This is a genomic window from Luteimonas sp. MC1825 (assembly GCF_014764385.1).
Classification (GTDB): domain Bacteria; phylum Pseudomonadota; class Gammaproteobacteria; order Xanthomonadales; family Xanthomonadaceae; genus Luteimonas.
On the sequence record NZ_CP061714.1, the window covers coordinates 1,097,783 to 1,116,413 of the forward strand.

General features: G+C 70.3%; 16 protein-coding genes. 9 read left to right on the top strand and 7 right to left on the bottom strand.

Features of this window, described 5'->3' with window-relative positions:
- The first annotated feature begins 38 nt into the window (after positions 1-38).
- The 6 genes from IDM46_RS05065 to IDM46_RS05090 all read left to right on the top strand — a co-directional run bounded on the left by IDM46_RS05065 (position 39) and on the right by IDM46_RS05090 (position 7,508).
- Complete coding sequence (locus IDM46_RS05065; protein WP_185114990.1) at positions 39-1,538, top strand: NAD(P)H-hydrate dehydratase; 1,500 nt, start codon at positions 39-41, stop codon at positions 1,536-1,538.
- A complete protein-coding gene (gene tsaE / locus IDM46_RS05070; RefSeq protein ID WP_185114991.1) occupies positions 1,535-2,023 on the top strand; it encodes a tRNA (adenosine(37)-N6)-threonylcarbamoyltransferase complex ATPase subunit type 1 TsaE in 489 nt (162 codons plus the stop codon). The genes IDM46_RS05065 and tsaE overlap by 4 nt, the downstream gene beginning before the upstream one ends.
- Positions 2,024-2,111: 88 nt before the next feature.
- Positions 2,112-3,629, top strand: coding sequence for an N-acetylmuramoyl-L-alanine amidase (locus IDM46_RS05075; RefSeq protein WP_185114992.1), 1,518 nt, complete (start codon positions 2,112-2,114; stop codon positions 3,627-3,629).
- A gap of 61 nt (positions 3,630-3,690) precedes the next feature.
- The gene (gene mutL, locus IDM46_RS05080) at positions 3,691-5,556 is read left to right on the top strand and encodes a DNA mismatch repair endonuclease MutL (RefSeq protein ID WP_185114993.1); all 1,866 of its coding nucleotides are present in this window, start codon (positions 3,691-3,693) and stop codon (positions 5,554-5,556) included.
- The gene (locus IDM46_RS05085) at positions 5,556-6,509 is read left to right on the top strand and encodes a DUF1684 domain-containing protein (protein ID WP_185114994.1); all 954 of its coding nucleotides are present in this window, start codon (positions 5,556-5,558) and stop codon (positions 6,507-6,509) included. The genes mutL and IDM46_RS05085 overlap by 1 nt, the downstream gene beginning before the upstream one ends.
- Positions 6,510-6,530: 21 nt before the next feature.
- Positions 6,531-7,508, top strand: a complete 978-nt coding sequence (locus IDM46_RS05090) for a TraB/GumN family protein (RefSeq protein ID WP_185114995.1) — start codon at positions 6,531-6,533, stop codon at positions 7,506-7,508.
- Here the strand turns inward: IDM46_RS05090 and rnfB are convergent.
- From rnfB to IDM46_RS05110, 4 genes are all read right to left on the bottom strand, one after another.
- Entirely contained in the window at positions 7,499-7,930 is a 432-nt protein-coding gene (gene rnfB / locus IDM46_RS05095) for an Rnf electron transport complex subunit RnfB (RefSeq protein WP_185115271.1), read from the bottom strand. The genes IDM46_RS05090 and rnfB overlap by 10 nt on opposite strands.
- A gap of 13 nt (positions 7,931-7,943) precedes the next feature.
- A complete protein-coding gene (metG, locus tag IDM46_RS05100; RefSeq protein WP_185114996.1) occupies positions 7,944-10,040 on the bottom strand; it encodes a methionine--tRNA ligase in 2,097 nt (698 codons plus the stop codon).
- Positions 10,041-10,189: 149 nt separating this feature from the next.
- Positions 10,190-13,216 carry a TonB-dependent receptor gene (locus IDM46_RS05105; protein WP_185114997.1) on the bottom strand — a complete coding sequence of 1,009 codons (3,027 nt, stop codon included), beginning with the start codon at positions 13,214-13,216 and terminating at the stop codon, positions 10,190-10,192.
- Between the two features lie 258 nt (positions 13,217-13,474).
- Positions 13,475-13,894, bottom strand: coding sequence for a DUF2147 domain-containing protein (locus tag IDM46_RS05110; protein ID WP_185114998.1), 420 nt, complete (start codon positions 13,892-13,894; stop codon positions 13,475-13,477).
- A gap of 82 nt (positions 13,895-13,976) precedes the next feature.
- Between IDM46_RS05110 and apbC the strand changes: the two genes are divergently transcribed.
- Positions 13,977-14,831: an iron-sulfur cluster carrier protein ApbC gene (apbC, locus tag IDM46_RS05115; RefSeq protein ID WP_185114999.1), complete on the top strand. Its 855-nt coding sequence runs from the start codon at positions 13,977-13,979 to the stop codon at positions 14,829-14,831.
- A gap of 12 nt (positions 14,832-14,843) precedes the next feature.
- Positions 14,844-15,422: a dCTP deaminase gene (gene dcd / locus IDM46_RS05120; protein WP_182821826.1), complete on the top strand. Its 579-nt coding sequence runs from the start codon at positions 14,844-14,846 to the stop codon at positions 15,420-15,422.
- Positions 15,423-15,428: 6 nt separating this feature from the next.
- Here the strand turns inward: dcd and IDM46_RS05125 are convergent, their stop codons facing one another.
- Complete coding sequence (locus tag IDM46_RS05125) at positions 15,429-15,863, bottom strand: HIT family protein (RefSeq protein ID WP_182821824.1); 435 nt, start codon at positions 15,861-15,863, stop codon at positions 15,429-15,431.
- A 16-nt stretch (positions 15,864-15,879) separates the two neighbouring features.
- Positions 15,880-16,599 carry a dienelactone hydrolase family protein gene (locus IDM46_RS05130; protein WP_185115000.1) on the bottom strand — a complete coding sequence of 240 codons (720 nt, stop codon included), beginning with the start codon at positions 16,597-16,599 and terminating at the stop codon, positions 15,880-15,882.
- A 130-nt stretch (positions 16,600-16,729) separates the two neighbouring features.
- On the opposite strand from IDM46_RS05130, the gene rimO reads away from it, so the two are divergent.
- Positions 16,730-18,136 carry a 30S ribosomal protein S12 methylthiotransferase RimO gene (rimO, locus tag IDM46_RS05135; protein WP_185115001.1) on the top strand — a complete coding sequence of 469 codons (1,407 nt, stop codon included), beginning with the start codon at positions 16,730-16,732 and terminating at the stop codon, positions 18,134-18,136.
- On the opposite strand, the gene greB is transcribed toward rimO, so the two are convergent.
- Positions 18,124-18,627, bottom strand: a complete 504-nt coding sequence (gene greB, locus IDM46_RS05140; protein ID WP_185115002.1) for a transcription elongation factor GreB — start codon at positions 18,625-18,627, stop codon at positions 18,124-18,126. The genes rimO and greB overlap by 13 nt on opposite strands.
- Positions 18,628-18,631 lie beyond the last annotated feature (4 nt).

An 18,631-nucleotide genomic window follows, 5' to 3' on the forward strand; every position in this document is an offset into this window, starting at 1 on the left:
GGAAGGGATCACGATGCCGCAAGTATAGAATCTGCGCCATGCCTGCCCCTGCAACCCCCGCCGGGACGCCACTTTACGACACCGCGGCCCTGCGCCTGCTGGAAGCCCGTGCGACCGCGGCGCTGGGTGGTGACGCGTTCGAGTCCATGCGCCGCGCCGGCGTGTCGGCCTGGCGTTTCGCGCTGCGCCACTGGCCGCAGGCACAGCGCCTGCTGGTGCTGTGCGGACCGGGCAACAACGGTGGCGACGGCTACGTGTTCGCGCGCCATGCGCTTGAATCGGGGCGCGAGGTGACGCTCCTGCATACCGCCGGGCACGAAGCGCGCAGCCCGCTGGCGCTGCGTGCGCAGGCGGAATACGCCGCTGCCGGCGGACGGGTCGATGTCGCCGGCGCCCGGCTGCCGGCGTGCGACCTGGTGGTGGACGCGGTGTTCGGCATCGGGTTCCGCGGTGCGCCGGATGCCGCGTGCGCGCGGCTGTTCGCGGCGGTGGATGCGCTCGGCATCGATGTGCTGGCGCTCGACGTGCCGTCCGGCATCGATGCCGGCAGCGGGGATGCCGCAGGCGCCGCGGTGCACGCCACGCGCACGCTGCAGTTCCTCGCCGCGCATGCCGGCCTGCGCACCGGCGCGGCGCTGGAATATACCGGCGTCCTGGCGCATGCCGACCTCGACCTCCACGACGAGGTGCACGCTGGCATCCCGACGTATGCACGCCTGCTGTCGCCCACGCCGGATGTGCTCGCCGCGGCGTTTCCGCCGCGGCGTCGCAATGCGCACAAGGGTGACGCCGGCCACGTACTGGTGGTGGGCGGCGACCACGGCATGGGCGGCGCGGTCATCATCGCCGCGGCGGCCGCACTGCGCGCCGGCGCCGGCCTGGTATCGGTCGCCACGCGCGAGGCGCACGTCGCCGCGTTGCTGGCGCGCATACCGGAAGCCATGGTGCATGGCGCGGATGATCCGGACGCATGGGCCGCGCTGTTTGCCGCCGCCGGCGTGTGCGCGCTCGGCCCCGGGCTTGGCCGCACGGCGTGGGCGCACCGCTTGCTGGACATGGCGCTGGCGTCCGGCAGGCAGCTGGTGCTCGATGCCGATGCCCTCAACCTGCTGGCGGCCGCGCCGCGCGCCTTGCCGCCAGCCACGATCATCACCCCGCACCCCGGCGAAGCCGCGCGACTGCTTGGCAGCTCGGCGGTCGATGTGCAACGCGACCGCTTCGCCGCCGTGCGCGCGCTGCGCGAGCGGATGGGCTGCGTCGTGGTGCTGAAAGGCGCGGGCACGCTGGTCGCGGCGCCCGGGCGCGACACCATGGTCATCGATGCCGGCAATCCGGGCATGGCGGTCGGTGGCATGGGCGATGCGTTGACCGGGGTCATCGCCGCGCTCTGCGCGCAGGGACACGCGCCCGCCGATGCCGCGGGGCTTGGCGCGCTGCTGCACGGCGTGGCCGGCGACCGTGCCGCGGCCGCCGGCGGAACACGCGGGCTGCTGCCGACGGACCTGGTCGACGCGCTGCGGTGGAGCGTCAATCCATGAGCGCGCCGCCGCGCGAGCTGCATCTGGCCGACGAGACCGCCACCGCGGCGCTGGCCGCCGCGCTGGCGGCCACGCAGCCGGCGTGGGCGGTGGTCCACCTGCATGGCGATCTCGGCGCGGGCAAGTCGACGCTGGCGCGCGCCTGGTTGCGGGCGCTGGGCGTGACCGGCGCGGTCCGCAGCCCCACCTACACCCTGGTCGAACGCTATCCGCTGGCCGAGGGTGGCGAGGCGCTGCACCTCGACCTGTACCGGATCGGGGACGCCGGCGAGCTCGAGTTCCTCGGCCTCGACGACAGCGATGCCCGGCTGTGGCTGGTTGAATGGCCGGAACGCGGGCTGGCGACCCTTCCGCACGCCGACCTGGAGGTCTGGCTGGCGGTGGAGGGCGAAGGGCGCCATTGCCGGCTGCACGCGGCCACTGCGGCCGGGGCCGCCTGGCTCGCCGCGGTAGACGCATCACGCCGGGTTGCCGACCTTTCCTGAACCGCAGCCATAGGAAGGTCTGGCATGCCACGGATTCCAAAGGGAAAAGAAGTTGCAAACCTTTCGTTATGGTGATTGACTGATTGCCATGCGCGCCCGGGGAATCAACCTCCAGCAGATCCTGCTCGGTGCGGCCCTCTTGGCCGCACTGCTGTGGAATCTTGCCCACGCCGCTGAAATCAAGGGCTTGCGCGTCGATACCGGTCCCACCGGCACGCGTGCGGAACTGCAGCTCGACGCGCAGGCGGAATTCAAGCTCATCACCCTCGCCAACCCGGACCGTCTGGTCGTCGACCTGCCGGGCAGCCGTCTGGCGCGCGGCTTTTCACTGCCGGCGGCGGTGGGCGTGGTGAAGGCGGTACGCAATGGCCAGCCGGTGCCCGGCACCACGCGCATCGTGTTCGACCTCGCGTCCCCGGTGGTCGTGCTGAACCCTCGGATCGAGGCCGCCGGCACCGGCAGCCGCCTGGTCCTGGAGTGGCCCGGCGACCTGCCGGGCGATCCGATCGCGAAGATCGCCGCCGCCACGCAGGCGGCCCCGGGTCCGACTGCTGCCACGCAGGGGCCGGGCGCAGTGCCACAGGTGACTGCTCCGGTGCCGGATCCTTCGGCGGCATCGGCCGCCGCCACCTCGCGGCTGATCGCCGGCCTGCCGCCCGTGGCCAAGCCTCCGGCCGCGGCCGTGCCGCAAGCGCAGCCGGCGCGATCCACGCCGCAGGAAAGCGCGCCACGCGTGCTGCCTTCCGTGCCGACCACCGTCGCCACCGGCGTTCCGACGCGGGTCACGACGCCCGAGGCCGCCACGCCCACGCCGCCGCCCGCCAACCGGCCGGCCACCGCGGCCACTGGCCGTCCGCTGGTGATCGCCATCGACGCCGGCCATGGTGGCCAGGATCCCGGAGCCGTCGGCCCCACCGGCAAGCGCGAGAAGGACATCACGCTCGCGATTGCCCGCGAACTCGCGCGGCAGGTCAATGCCACGCCCGGCCTGAAGGCGCACCTGGTGCGCGACGTGGACGTGTTCATCCCGCTCAACCGCCGCGCCCAACTGGCGCGGGCCGCCGGCGCCGACCTGTTCATCTCCATCCATGCCGACGCCGCCGAGAACCGCAACGCCAAGGGTTCGTCGGTCTACGTGCTGTCGCTGAAGGGTGCGTCCTCGCAGCGCGCGCGCTGGCTGGCGGACAAGGAAAACGCCGCCGACCTGATCGGTGGCGGCAAGCTGCCGACGTCCGACAGCATGCTGACCAACGTGCTGCTCGACCTCACCCAGAGCGGGCAGATGAAGGCGTCGGAGGATGCCGGCAACCACATCCTCGCCGGCCTCAAGCGCATCGGCAACAACCACAAGCCGCACATCGAACGCGCCAATTTCGCCGTGCTGCGCACCTCCGACATGCCGGCGATGCTGGTCGAGACCGCGTTCCTGTCCAACCCGGAAGAAGAGAAGCGGCTGATCGATCCGGCGTTCCAGGCCAACGTGGCGCGCGCGGTGCTCGACGGGGTCAAGACCTACTTCACCAGCCAACCTCCGCCGGGCACGCTGTTCGCCGCGCGCGCGGCGTCGACGCAGGCTGCTGGCGCGGCGGGCGGCGGCAGCCCCTGAAGCTCGCTTATCATCGCGTCTGGCCCACACAGCCGGACGCGTCGCGGCCGGTGCCCATCCCTTGAGCATCCGCCAGCTTCCCGACACCCTCGTCAACCAGATCGCCGCCGGCGAAGTCATCGAACGCCCCGCGTCGGTGGTCAAGGAACTGGTCGAAAACGCGCTCGATGCGGGCGCGCGCCGCGTCGACATCGACCTCGAGGAGGGCGGCGTGCGCCTGGTGCGCGTGCGCGACGATGGCGGCGGCGTGGAGCCCGCGCAGCTGACGCTGGCGATCTCGCGCCACGCGACCAGCAAGATCGCCTCGCTCGACGACCTGGAAGTGGTGGCCACGCTCGGCTTCCGCGGCGAGGCCCTGCCGTCGATCGCCTCGGTCAGCCGCTTCACCATCACCTCGCGGCGCGATGGCCAGGCGCACGGCGCCAGCCTGCAGGTCGATGGCGGCCAGGTCGGCGAGGTCGCCCCCAGCGCGCATCCGGTCGGCACCACGGTCGAGGTGCGCGACCTGTTCTTCAACGTGCCGGCGCGGCGCAAGTTCCTGCGCGCCGAGCGCACCGAGCTCGGGCACGTCGAGGAGTGGCTGCGTTCGTTGGCGCTGGCGCGCCCGGACGTCGAGCTGCGCATCGCGCACAACGGACGGGCGTCGCGGCGCTATCGCGGCGGCGACCTGGCCGGTGGCGAAGCCGCGGGCGAGCGCCTGGTGGAGACGCTTGGCGACGGCTTCGCGCAGCAGGCGCTGCGCGTGGACCACGCGGTCAGCGCGCGCCAGGCCAGCGACGGCAGCCGGGTGCCGGCGCTGCGCGTGCATGGCTGGATCGCGCAGCCCACCTATTCGCGCGCCAGCGCCGACCAGCAGTACCTGTATGTCAACGGCCGCGCGGTGCGCGACCGCAGCGTCGCGCATGCGGTGAAGCAGGCCTATGCCGACGTGCTGTTCCACGGCCGGCAACCGGCCTACGTGCTGTTCCTGGAAATCGATCCGTCACGCGTGGACGTGAACGTGCACCCGGCCAAGCACGAGGTGCGTTTCCGTGATGCGCGGCTGGTGCATGACTTCGTCTACCGCGCGCTGCACGAGGCGCTCGCCGAGACGCGCGCCGGCAACGCGCCGCTGGTCGCCGCGGTGGGCGTGCAGGCGGTGGTGTCGCGCGAACTGGCCGCGCAGGTGTCATCGCAGTCGCACCTGTCGCTGGGCGTGGAGCAGGCGCGCGATGCGTATGCCGCGCTGTACGGCGCCGCGCTCCATGCCGGCGCTGCAGCGGCCGTGGCCGAAGGCGGCGCCCAGGCGTGGCCGGCATTTCCGGCGTCGGCGCAGCCACTGCCGGCCACCGGCGAGGACGGCATTCCACCGCTGGGGTTCGCGCTCGCGCAGCTGCACGGCATCTTCATCCTCAGCCAAGCCGCCGACGGCCTGGTGGTGGTGGACATGCACGCCGCGCACGAACGCATCGGCTACGAAAAGCTGAAAAACGCCCATGACGGCGCCGGCGTGCGCGTGCAGCCGCTGCTGGTGCCGCAGCCGGTGGCGGTGAGCGAGCGCGAGGCCGACGTCGCCGAGCGCGAGGCCGCCACGCTCGCCGAACTCGGCTTCGAGGTCTCGCGCACAGGCCCGCAGTCGCTGCTCCTGCGCGGCGTGCCCGCGCTGCTCGCGCAGGGCGACAGCGAGGCATTGCTGCGCGACGTACTCGCCGACCTGCGCGAGCATGGCGCCAGCCGTCGCGTGCGCGCGGCGCGCGACGAGCTGCTGTCGACCATGGCCTGCCACGGTGCGGTGCGCGCGAACCGCCGCCTCACGATCGCCGAAATGAACGGCCTGCTGCGCGACATGGAGGCCACCGAGCGTTCCGGGCAGTGCAACCACGGGCGTCCCACCTGGACGCGTTTTTCGCTCACCGACATTGACCGCTGGTTCCTGAGGGGACGCTGATGACCCGTTCCACGACGCGCGCAGGCACCGTCGCCGCCGCGCTTTCCCTGGCCCTGGCCCTGTCCGCCTGCGAGCGCGCCACACCCGGCGCTGCGGCGGCTGCCGACCGTCCCGCAGCCAGCCAGGCGATGCTCACCGCCGAGGCCGACTGGCGCGCCGAGCGCCGTGCGCGGCTGCTGGCCGAGGACGGCTGGACCAGCCTGATCGGCCTGCACTGGGTGGAACTGCGCGCGCATTACCTCGGCAGCGACGCCACCAGCGGCATCCGCCTGGCCAAGGGCCCGCCCAAGCTCGGGCTCGTGCAGCGCGACGGCGAGCGCATCTATTTCACCCCTGAGCGGAACGTGGCCGTGACCCTCGATGGTGCGCCGATCAAGGGGCGGGCCGAGCTGCGCGACGACCAGGCGGACGCGCCAAGCCTGCTCGGCTTCGACGACGGCAAGGGCGCGCTGACCGTGATCCGCCGCGGGCCACGCAAGGCGCTGCGCGTGCGCCATGCCGATGCCGCCACGCGCACCGGCTTCGGCAGCATCGAATACTGGCCGGTCGATCCCGGCTGGCTGGTGGACGCACGGTTCCGCGTGCACCCCGCGGGCCGCACCATCGACATCGCCAGCATCACCGGCGGCGTGGAGGCGATGGCCAACCCGGGCGTGGTGGAGTTCGAACGCGAGGGCGAGACGTACCGGCTCGAGGCGCTCGACGGCGGTGAAGGCGGACTGTTCCTGATCCTCGCCGACCGCACCAATGGCCACGGCAGCTATGGCGCGGGGCGTTATCTCGACGTCGCCGCGCCGGACGCGCAGGGCCGGGTGAGCCTCAACTTCAACCGCGCCTACAATCCACCCTGTGCCTTCACGGCGTTCGCCACCTGTCCCTTGCCGCCGCCGGAGAACCGCCTGGGCCTGGCGGTGACCGCGGGCGAGATGGCCTACGCCGCACCCGTCAACTGAACCCACGATTCCAGGAACGCCATGCCCATCGCACGACGCCTCGCCACGCCGCTGCTTGCCGCCACCCTCGCCATGTTCCTGCTGCCGGGTGCCTCGGCGCGCGACGCGGACCAGGCCGCCCGGCCCGCCACCGCGCACACCGCACCGGTCCCGCTGCTGTGGAAGGTCTCCGACGACGACAACGCGCTGTACCTGCTCGGCTCGTTCCACCTGCTGCTGCCTGGCGACTACCCGCTGTCGACCGATGTCGACCTGGCGTTCGCCGATGCCGAAAAGGTGCTGTTCGAGCTGTCGCCGGAGGAGATGGCGTCGCCGCAGCTGGGCCTGCAGATGGCGCAGGCGGCGATGCGTACCGACGGCACCACCCTCGACAGCCAGCTCCCCCCCGAACTGGCGCATAAGCTCGCCGCCTGGGGCGAAGCGAATGCGCCGCAGTTGTCCAGGCTGGGCATGGCACCGGCGACGCTGCAGGTGTTCGAGCCCTGGTTCGCCGGGCTGATGATCACCATCTCGCAGCTGACCGGCTACGGCCTCGATCCGGCGCTGGGCCTGGATGCGCACATCGCGGCGCGTGCCGGGACCGCGCAGAAGCCGACCGCCGGCCTTGAGAGCGGCGCGCAGCAGATCGCCTTCCTCGACGGCATGGGCGCCGACGAGCAGCTGCAGATGCTGTCCGATGCGATCGACCAGGGCGCGGCCGGGCGCGACGAAATGATGGCCCTGCACGCCGCCTGGCGCGCGGGCGACATCGACCTGATGCTGCGCGAGATGGTGGCGGAGATGCGCAAGGAATACCCCGAGCTCTACCGCGTCATCAACGTCGAGCGCAACGATGCCTGGCTGCCCAAGCTCGAGCAGCGCCTGCGCGAGGACGGCGACGACGACACCCTGGTGGTGGTCGGCGCGATGCACCTGCTGGGCGAGGACGGCGTGGTCGAGAAGCTGCGCGCCAGGGGCTACCAGGTGGAGCGCGTCTGCTCGGCCTGCACTCAACCCTGAGGCGGCGGGGCGGTCGTCGACCGCGCGGGCAGCATCACGATGCAGTCCACGGGACATGCCGGCACGCACAGCCGGCAGCCGGTGCACAGCGGTTCGAGGACCACGTGCATGTGCCTGGCGGCGCCGACGATCGCGTCCACCGGGCAGGCCTGGATGCATTTCGTGCAGCCGATGCAGTCGGCCTCGATGACCACGGCCACCTCGGGCGCGACCTGCAGCCCGAGCGCGCGGTCATAGGGGATCGCGGCCGTGCCCAGCACGCGCGCCAGCGCACGCGCGCCGGCGTCACCGCCCGGCGGACAGCGGTCGGAGCCCGCCAGGCCCGCGGCCATCGCCTCGGCATACGGCCGGCAGCCGCCGTAGCCGCACTGCCCGCACTGGGTCTGCGGCAGGATGCGATCGAGGCGCGCGCAAAGGTCCATCACCCGTGGGCGGTCAGCGCACCGGCATGCCCGGCTCGGCGCCGGCATCGGCGCACAGCAGCGCCAGTGCGCCGCCGTCGAAACCCGCGGACAGGATCATCCCTTCGCTCAGGCCGAAGCGCATCTTGCGCGGCGCCAGGTTGGCGATGAACACCACGTTGCGGCCCACCAGGGCCTGCGGCTCGCCGTAGCTTGCGCGGATGCCGGAGAAGATCTGCCGGCGACCGAGCGTGCCGGCGTCGAGCTCGAAGCGCAGCAGCTTGTCGGAGCCTTCGACGAAGTCGCAGGCCAGCACGCGGCCGATGCGCAGGTCGAGCCTGGCGAAATCATCGATGGCGATGGTGGCCGGTGCGTCCGCGGACGTAGCGGGCGCCGAGGCCCTGGTGGCGGGTGGGGCCTTGTCCAGCGGGTCACCGGCGAGCTTGAGGCTGGCGGCCTGCGGCACGGCCTGGGTGGGCTTGAGGTCTTCCTTGCTGGCGTCGGTCATGGCGGCGATGTGCTTCGGGTCGATGCGGGTGAAGAGGGGCTGGTAGGCCTGGATGCGGTGGCCCAGCAGCGGTTGTGCGACGTCAGCCCAGCTGCCCAGCGGCGCGGCGAGAAAGGCCTCGACCTGTGCCGCCATCGCCGGCAGCACCGGGCGCAGCGCGCCGGCCAGCACGCGGAACAGGTTCAGCCCCTGGGTGCAGACCGCATGCAGTTCGGCGTCGGCACCGTCCTGCTTGGCCAGCACCCACGGCTTCTTCTCGTCGATGTAGCGGTTGGCCTCGTCGGCCAGCGCCATGACCTGGCGCAGCACGCTGGCCGGCTCGTTGTTGTCGTAGGCCGTGCGCACGCCGTCGAGCGCGGCCACGAAGCGCGCATGCATGTCCGGCTCCGGCAGGGCGGCGGCCAGCATGCCGCCGAAGCGCTTGTCGATGAACCCTGCGCAGCGGCTGGCGAGGTTGACGAACTTGCCGACGATGTCGGAGTTCACCCGCGCCACGAAGTCGGCCAGGTTGAGGTCGAGGTCGTCGACGCCGCCGGACGACTTGGCCGCGTAGTAGTAGCGCAGGGCTTCCGGCGCCAGGCCGGCGTCCAGCCAGGTGCGCGCCATCACGAAGGTGCCGCGCGATTTCGACATCTTGGCGCCGTCGACGGTCAGGTAGCCGTTGACATGCAGGCGCGTCGGCGCGCGCAGGCCGGCGCCGTGCAGCACCGCCGGCCAGAACAGGCCGTGGAAATTGACGATGTCCTTGCCGATGAAGTGGTGCATCTCGGTATCGCTGCCGGGCGTCACGAAGCGCTCGAAGTCGAGGCCATCGCGCGCGCACAGCGCCTTGAAGCTCGACAGGTAGCCGATCGGCGCATCGATCCAGACGTAGAGGTACTTGCCCGGGTGGCCGGGAATCTCGAAGCCGAAGTAGGGCGCGTCGCGCGAGATGTCCCAGGCGCGCAGGCCACCCTCGCCATCCAGCCATTCCATGAGCTTGGCCTTGACCCCGGGCACGGCCACGTCCCCGGCCAGCCAGTCGCGCAGGAAGGCCTCGAAATGGCCGAGCTCGAAGAAGAAATGCTCGGAGTCGCGCAGCTCCGGCGTGGCGCCGCTCACCACCGAGCGCGGCGCGATCAGCTCGGTCGGCGAGTAGGTGGCGCCGCACTGCTCGCAGTTGTCGCCGTACTGGTCCGGCGTACCGCAGTTCGGGCAGGTGCCCTTGACGTAGCGGTCGGGCAGGAACATGCCGCGTTCGGGATCGTAGAGCTGCGCCACGGAACGGCGCGCGATGTGCCCGCTCGTGTCCAGGCGCGCGTAGATCTCCTCGGTCAGCGCGCGGTTGCCGGCGGAATTGGTGGAGTCGTAGTGGTCGAATGCCACGCCGAAGTCGGCGAAATCGCGCTCATGCCCGACCTGGATGCCCGCCACGAAGAGCTCGGGCGTGGTGCCCGCCTTCTCCGCGGCCAGCATGATCGGCGTGCCGTGCGTGTCATCGGCGCACACGAAGTGCACCGTGTCGCCGGCCATGCGCCGCGCGCGCACCCAGATGTCGGCCTGCACGTAGCCGACCAGGTGGCCGATATGCAGCGGGCCGTTGGCGTAGGGCAGGGCGCAAGTGGTGAGGATGGCGCGGGGCATGGGCATCGGGCGCGGGTAAAGGCCGCGCATTATCGCATGCGTGCGTGCGAGGCCCGGCTGCCGCATCGAGCCGGCCTTGCCGGCGCCGCCCCGGAAAGCAAAAGGGCCCGGCTTGCGCCGGGCCCCCGCGGAACAGTGAAGCGAAACGCTTAGAACTTGTAGGTCGCGCCCACGTAGATGAAGCGACCGATGTTGTCGTAGAGCGCGGTGCCGAGGTCTGCACCGAAATAGTTCAGCGGCGGATCCTTGTCGAACACGTTGTCCACGCCAACGTACAGGTCCAGTCCGCTGTCACCGAACTTATAGCCGGCCTGCATGTTGTGGTAGACCCAGGAGCCGTTGCGGATCGGGCTCTGCGAGCCCGGGTTGGATCGGTAGCTCGCCGGCGTCACGCGGAGGTTGCCGTCCACGTAGTTCAGGTCCCACGAACCTCGCCAGTTGCCCCTGCGGTACGTGCCGTTGAGCTGCGCGCGCCAGCGAGGATCGGTGAAGTAGGTGACGTACTCGAGGAACTCGTCCGGGAAGTCCTGGAACGCCCACTCGCGCGACTGGATCATGCGCGTGCCGACGAAGCGCAGGGTGCTGTTGCCGCCCAGCATCTCGAAGCGGTAGTCCACCTCGAGGTCGACGCCCACGCGGCGCGACTTGGCGAGGTTTTCGTTCAGGGCCAGCCAGTTCGTGATGCTGTAGGCGGGGAAGTCGCGACCCTGCGGATCGGTGTAGCCGCCGGTCGGTGCGCGGCTGATGAAGCTGCAGAACTTGTTGTTGATGCCGCCGGGCGAGTCCACGCAGCGCGTTGCATTGGTCTGCGCCGTGACAGCGCCGATCGCGTCGTGCAGGGTGACGCGCCAGTAGTCGACGGACACGCCGAGGCCCTCGACGAACCCGGGCTGCCAGACAAAGCCGAACGACACCGACTCCGCCTCTTCCTGGGCCAGGTTCGGGTTGCCACCGCTCACGCCGGGGCGGTTCGCCGAGTAGGTGTCGACCCAGCCCACCGGGACGCCCAGCGCCGTGCAGTTCGCCTGGCGGAGAGCGACGTCAGGGGCGGTGGACGGGCGGTTGGGGTTGGTCACCTGGTAGTTGCAGGGATCGTTGATGGTGGCGAAGTTCTGCGACTGCGGATTGAACAGCTCGCCGATGCTCGGCGCGCGGACCGCCTGGGCGTGCGTGCCGCGGAAGCGCAGCGACGGGATGATGGTCCAGTCAAGGCCCACGTTCCAGGTCACGGCCGAACCGATCGTGCTGTAGTCCGAGTAACGTCCCGCCAGGTCGATCGCGAGGCGCTCGACGCCCGGGAGGTCGGCCAGCACCGGGATGGTGGTCTCGGCGAACACTTCCGTCACGTCGTACTCGCCGCCGCGGCTCGGGATGGCGTTCAGGAACGTCAGGCCCAGGGCTGCCAGCGGATCGGTGTTCTCCTGGCTCTTCTCCTTGCGGTACTCGACACCGCCGGCGAAGCCGACGTCACCCGCCGGCAGCGAAAACAGGCGGCTGTTGGCGACGGACGCCGAAACCACGTGCTGCTCGAGCTTCGAGCTGTTCAGCGAGTTGGTGTTGAACCAAGCCGCCGCATCCTGGTTGACTGCACCGTTGCCGAAGGTGCTGAACGGCACGCAGCCCGTACGCGCAAACGTCGAGTAGATCGCGTTGGTGTGCGGGTTGATGGCATTCGGATTGAGCGTGGTGCGGCAGACGATGTTGCCGGTGGTCGGGTCGACGACCGAGTCCATGCCGGCGTGCCAGCGCTCGTTGATGCGGTTGTTCAGGTTGAGGCGCGAGATCGTCGTCTGGCCGTAGTTGGCCGAAGCCTCGTAGCTCCAGTCATCGCCGAAGTAACCCTCGATGCCCAGCACCGCGCGTGCGGTCTGACGCTCGACGTTCTCGCCACGGCGGCCGGCATCGACGTTGAAGCGGGAGACCTGGAGGATCTTCTGGCCGTCGAGGACGGGAAGCGTCGAGGCGTCCATGAGCGCACCCAGCTGGGGTGAGATGAAGGCGTTGTCGCGACGGATGCGGATCGGCTGGTCGAAGGCCGGCTGACCGAAGAACTGGGACTCGGTCTTGCTGTACTTGCCTTCGAAAAACAGGCGGTGGTTCTCATCGAGATCGAAGTTGACCACGCTGTTGAAGCTGAAACGGTCGAACGCCGGCTGCAGGTCCGCAACCGAGTTGAGGTCGGCGAAATCGCAGTCCACGCAGGACGAGGCGCTGACGACGGTGCCGTCATAGCGGTTGGGGCGGAAGCTGCCGTCCTGGTCGAAGATGTAGCGGTTGCCCCAGGTGGCCGGGTTTGCCGGGTTGAACGTGCCGATGGTGAAGGTGCCACCAAAGGAAATGGAGTGGTTGCCACCCGGGCCTGAAACGATCGTCTGCGGATTGCTCTCGCTCGGCGGCCTGCTGGCGTCGAAGTTCGGGTTGGGAACCGAGACGAGGAACTCGCGGCCGATGCGGCGATCGCCACGGCCGAAGCGGTCCTGCGTGCTGTATTCGAGCGAGATGGCGGCCGAGCCGCGGCCGTCGGCGAAGTCGCTGCCGCCGGAGAAGCTGATGAACGAGCGGTCGAAGCCGCCTTCGCTTGCCTGGCCAGTCTGGCCGCGCAGTTCGAAGCCTTCGAAGGACTTCTTCATGATGAAGTTGACCACGCCGGCGACGGCGTCAGCGCCGTAGACGGCCGATGCGCCGCCGGTGATCACTTCCACGCGCTCGATCCACTCGGTGGGGATCGTGTTCACGTCGACCGCGGTGGAGCCGGGGCTGGCGCCCACGTGGCGGCGGCCGTTGACCAGGACCAGCGTGCGCGAGGTGCCCATGCCACGCAGGTCGAGCAGGCCAAGGCCCGCGGTACCGATGAAGCGCGTGGAGTTGCCCAGGGTGTAGTTGGGCGAAAGGGCCGGAAGCTTGGTCATCAGGTCGCCGATGTTCACGGCACCGGTGGCCCGGATTTCTTCCGCGGTGATCGCCGTGACCGGCGACGGCGTGACGAATCCGGCGCGCGCGATGCGGGAGCCGGTGACCGTGACGCGGTCCAGGTCGGTGGTCGCCTGGTTGCTGCCCGTTTCGCTGGAGGCTGCGTCCTGCGCGAAGATCGGGCCAGTGGCCGGCAGGGCGATTGCAGCCAGAAGGGCTGCACTCAGGCGGCTTCGCCTGAAGGATGTGTTCTTGCTGAATGACATGGTTTACTCCCCTGGAAGAAAACGACGCTTGGACTTGGATTCACGGGAGCGCGGTTTGCAAGGACCAGGCGCCGCCGTGAGCCGGCACGCTACCACCCCGAAAGCTTTCGTTAAAGCCAGTTGAAGATTTTGTTACGGCTACCGACGCGAGCCTTCGAATCGCGACCCGACTGACGGTTCCATTTCCCGTGTCGGCGCCCGCAAATGCGAAAAGCCCGGCTGTCGCCGGGCTTTTCTGATACGCCAGGGACGGCGGGCCTATTCTCGGACCCAGACCTGCTCGCGGCAGATGAAGGCCACGCAGCCGGACACGCCCAGCCGGTTGTCATCGATCAGCTTGGCCTTGGCCTTGTAGGTCTTGCCCTTGGCCGGGTCGAGGATGTGGCCACCCGTCCATTCGCCGGAGTCCGGCTTCAGGCCCCAGAGGATGGTCATGCCCTTGATCGGCTTGCCCTTGTTGGCCCCGTCGCACTTGTCGCAGGCCGGATTGGGGCCGCGGTCGGAGTGCAGGATGTCGACCACGCGGCCCGACAGCTTGCCGCCCGCCTCGGTGATCTCGACGATCGACTTCACCTTGCCGGTCTCGTCGTCGATGGTCTTCCAGCGGCCGACCGCGTCGGCGGCGATGGCCGGCGATGCCAGCATCATTGCCAGCAGGATGAAAAGTGGCTTGCGCATGTGGTCTCCGAAATGTGCCCGAGCGATGCCGCGTTTGTACCACGCCGCCCACGTGGGCGGAGCGGTCCATTAGACTGGCGGCATGTCAGCACGCATCCCGTCCCGCGCCGTCCAGGGCAAACTTTCGCCCCTTCCACGCATCCGCAACATCATTGCCGTGGGTTCCGGCAAGGGTGGCGTGGGGAAATCCACGACCGCCGTGAACCTGGCGCTGGCCCTGGCCGCCACAGGCGTCCGGGTGGGCATCCTCGACGCCGACGTCTACGGCCCCAGCGTCCCGGCCATGCTGGGGTTGTCGGGCCGGCCCGACAGCCCGGACGGCAAGTCGATCATGCCGATGCGCGCGCACGGGGTGGAGGCGATGTCGATCGGCCTGCTGGTCGACCAGGACACGCCGATGATCTGGCGTGGACCGATGGCGACCTCGGCCTTGACCCAGCTGCTTGGCGACACACTGTGGGGCGGCGAGGATGGGCTGGACTACCTGGTGGTGGACCTGCCGCCCGGCACCGGCGACATCCAGCTCACCCTGGCGCAGAAGATCCCGGTGGCCGGCGCGGTCATCGTCACCACGCCCCAGGACATGGCCACGCTCGATGCGCGCAAGGCGCTGAAGATGTTCGAGAAGGTCGAGGTCGCCGTGCTGGGCCTGGTCGAGAACATGGCCGTCCACGTGTGCACGAATTGCGGCCACGCCGAACACCTGTTCGGCCAGGGCGGCGGCAGTCGCATGGCGGAGCAGTACGGGGTGCCGCTGCTGGGCTCGCTGCCGCTGGAGCTCGCGATCCGCGAGCAGGGCGATGCCGGCGTGCCGGTCGTGGTGTCCGCTCCGGATTCGCCCGCGGCCGAAGCCTATCGCCAGCTGGCCCGCAACCTGGTCGCCGAGCTCGACAAGCGCCCGCGCGCGCCGAGCGCGATTTCCGCCTCGCTGATCTGACCGGAACCCCGAATGAGCATCAAGTCCGACCGCTGGATCCGCCGCATGTCCGAAACGCCCGGTGGCATGATCGAGCCCTTCGAGCCCGGCCAGGTCAAGCACGCCGGCAACGGCGAGCGCATCGTCAGCTACGGCACCTCGAGCTACGGCTACGACGTGCGCTGCTCGCGCGAGTTCAAGGTGTTCACCAACATCAACTCGACGATCGTCGACCCCAAGCGCTTCGACCCGAAGAGCTTCGTGGACATCGAGGCCGACGAATGCATCATCCCGCCGAATTCGTTCGCGCTGGCGCGCACGGTGGAGTACTTCCGCATCCCGCGTGACACGCTGGTCGTATGCCTGGGCAAGAGCACGTATGCGCGCTGCGGGATCATCGTCAACGTCACGCCGCTGGAGCCCGAGTGGGAAGGCCACGTGACGCTGGAGTTCAGCAACACCACGCCGCTGCCGGCGCGCATCTATGCCAACGAAGGCGTGGCGCAGATGCTGTTCTTCCAGTCGTCGGCCGACGACATCTGCGAGACGTCCTACAAGGACCGCGGTGGCAAGTACCAGGGCCAGACCGGGGTCACCCTGCCGCGCACCTGAGGCGGTTCAGTCCAGCAGCGAGTGGCGCAGCACCGAAATGCAGTCCACCAGCGTTTCCGGAGCGTAGGGCCGCGCGGCCACGCGCCCCCAGACCGGCGCCGGCCAGGCCGGATCCTGTTCGAAACGCGCGATCACGTGCACGTGCAGCTGCGGCACCAGGTTGCCGAGCGCGGCGACGTTGAGCTTGTGCGGCCGGTATTCGGCGAGCAGCAGCTGCTCGCAGCGCGCGACTTCCTCGCCCAGTTGCGCGCGCTGCTCCGGCGACAGGTCGACCAGTTCCCGGGCCTCGGGCACCCGCGGCACCAGCACCAGCCACGGGTAGTTGCTGTCGTCCATCAGGCGCAGGTCGCACAGGGCGAGCGTGGCCAGCGGATGGGTGTCGGCGGCCAGCTGCGGGTGCAGGGCGTAGGGCTCGGGCTGGTGCTGTTTGCGCTTGGACATGGGGGAGTCCTCCGGATCAGGGTGGCGGCGCGGCGCCTGCCGGGGCACCGCAGGCGCGGTGCAGGAAGTCGAGCGTGCGCTCGTGCGCCAGGCGGGCGCTCGCCGCGTCGTGGTGCAGCGGGTCGACGTCGCGGTTGAAGCCGTGGCCGGCATCGTAGACATGCAGTTCGGCGGCGGGCTGCGCGCGCCGGTGCGCCTCGACGTCGGCTGGCGGGATGCTGTGGTCGCGCCCGCCGAAGTGGAACAGCATCGGCGCACGCATCGGCTCGTCCAGGAATTGCACCGTGCGCGCGCCGTAGTAGCTCACCGCGGGCAGGCCGAGGCGGGTGTTGGCGAGCCAGGCCACGCTCCCGCCCCAGCAGAATCCGACCACGGCGACGCAGGCCGGCGCCCCGGGTGACGCCTCGGCCAGCAGCGTGCGCAGCTGCGCCGCCGCCGCGGCCACGATCGCCACCGCGCGCTCGAAGCCCAGTGCCGACGCCAGCGCGCGGCCGCCCTCGAAGCCCGCCTCGTCGTAGGCGAGCTGGGCGTCGCGTTCCACCGGATCGAACAGCGCCGGTGCCAGCGCCAGCAGGCCGTCGCGGGCATAGCGGTCGGTGACCGCGCGCATGTGGGCATTGACCCCGAAGATTTCCTGGACCACCACCAGGCCGCAGCGCGGGGTCGCATCGGGCCTGGCGAGCCACGTGCCCACCTCGCCGATTCCCGGAACCTCAAGCGTGCCGCGCGTGCCCATGGCGGGTCTCCTGGTCGGGCCGGCTGCTCCGGTCCTCGGGTCGAGTCTAGCCCCCCGGTATACTCGCGGCGCGAAATCCATCCCCCCGGGCCTGCCGTTGCGCGGCCCCCCAGCGAGCCTCCCCCAGCGCATGTCCCAGCCCTCCCCCGCACCAGCCAGCCCGCGCGTCGGATTCGTCAGCCTCGGCTGCCCCAAGGCCCTTGTCGATTCCGAGCGCATCCTCACCCAGCTGCGGGTGGAGGGCTACGAGCTCGTGCCCAGCTACGACGACGCCGACGTGGTGGTGGTCAACACCTGCGGCTTCATCGATTCCGCGGTGGCCGAGTCGCTGGACGCGATCGGCGAGGCCATGGCCGAGAACGGCAAGGTGATCGTGACCGGCTGCCTCGGCAAGCGCGCGGAGCTGATCCGCGAGGCGCATCCGGGCGTGCTGTCGATCAGCGGCCCGCAGGACTACGCCAGCGTGATGTCGGCGGTGTACGCGGCGCTGCCGCCGCGCCGCGATCCATTCCTCGACCTCGTGCCGCGCCAGCGCCTCGGTGCGGAGGACTACGCATCCGGCGTGAAGCTCACGCCGCGGCACTACGCCTACCTGAAGATTTCCGAGGGCTGCAACCACCGCTGCAGCTTCTGCATCATCCCGTCGATGCGCGGCGACCTGGTGTCGCGCCCGGTCGACGACGTGCTGCGCGAGGCCGAGCGCCTGGTTGCCGGCGGCGTGCGCGAGTTGCTGGTGGTGTCGCAGGACACCTCGGCCTACGGCGTCGACCTGCGCTATGCCGAGCGCACGTGGCGCGGCAAGGCGTACCAGACGCGCATGAAGGCGCTGTGCGAAGGCCTCTCGGAGCTCGACGCCTGGGTGCGCCTGCATTACGTCTACCCGTACCCGCACGTCGACGACATCATCGAACTCATGGTGCAGGCGCGCGCCGACGGCCAGCCGCGGCTGCTGCCCTACCTCGACATCCCGTTCCAGCACGCCAGTCCGCGCATCCTGAAGCTGATGAAGCGGCCCGGCGCGGTCGAGCGCACGCTCGAGCGCGTGCAGGCGTGGCGCGCCGCCTGTCCGGAGCTCACCGTGCGCTCGACCTTCATCGTCGGCTTCCCGGGCGAGACCGATGCGGAGTTCGAGGCGCTGCTCGACTTCCTCGACGAGGCGCAGCTCGACCGGGTCGGCGCATTCGCCTATTCGCCGGTGGATGGCGCGGCGGCCAACGCGCTTCCGGACCCGGTGCCTGACGAGGTGAAGGAAGAGCGCCTGGCGCGTTTCATGGCGCGCCAGGCGGACATCTCCGCCGCGCGCCTGGAGGCCAAGGTCGGCAGCGTGCAGCGCTGCATCGTGGATGCCATCGACGGCGAACTCGCCATCGCGCGCTCGATGGCCGACGCCCCCGAGATCGACGGCCTGGTGCAGGTGCAGGACGGGCGCGAAGCGGGCCTGCGCCCCGGCGAGTTCGTCGACGTGCGCATCATGGGCAGCGACGAGCACGACCTCTACGGCGAGGTCGACTACGGCTCCACGCTCTACGTCGGATAGTCGACCGCGAGTACCGCGAACCGGCGCGCGCCGGTCGGGAGCTGCGCTTCGAATGCGTCGTCGACGCGCTTGCGCAGCAGCGCCCGCGCCAACGGTGCGTCGATGCTGATCCAGCCGAGCGTCGCGTCGATCTCGTCGGGGCCGACGATGCGGTAGCGGTGGACCTCGCCGGACGCGATGTCCTCGATCTCGACGCTCGCGCCGAAGAACACCGCGCCGGCGTCGGACGGGACGGTGTCGATGACGCGCAGGACCTCGAGGCGCTTCGACAGGTAGCGCACGCGGCGGTCGATCTCGCCGAGCTGCTTCTTGCGGTAGTGGTACTCGGCGTTTTCCGAGCGGTCACCCTCGGCGGCCGCGGCGCTCAGCGCGCGCACCACCTCGGGCCGGCGCACGCGCCAGAGATCATCCAGCTCGGCCTTCAGGCGCGCGTGGCCGGCGGGCGTGACCAGGGCGGTGCTTGCCTCCTGCGGCGGTCGCCAGCGGCCCATGCGC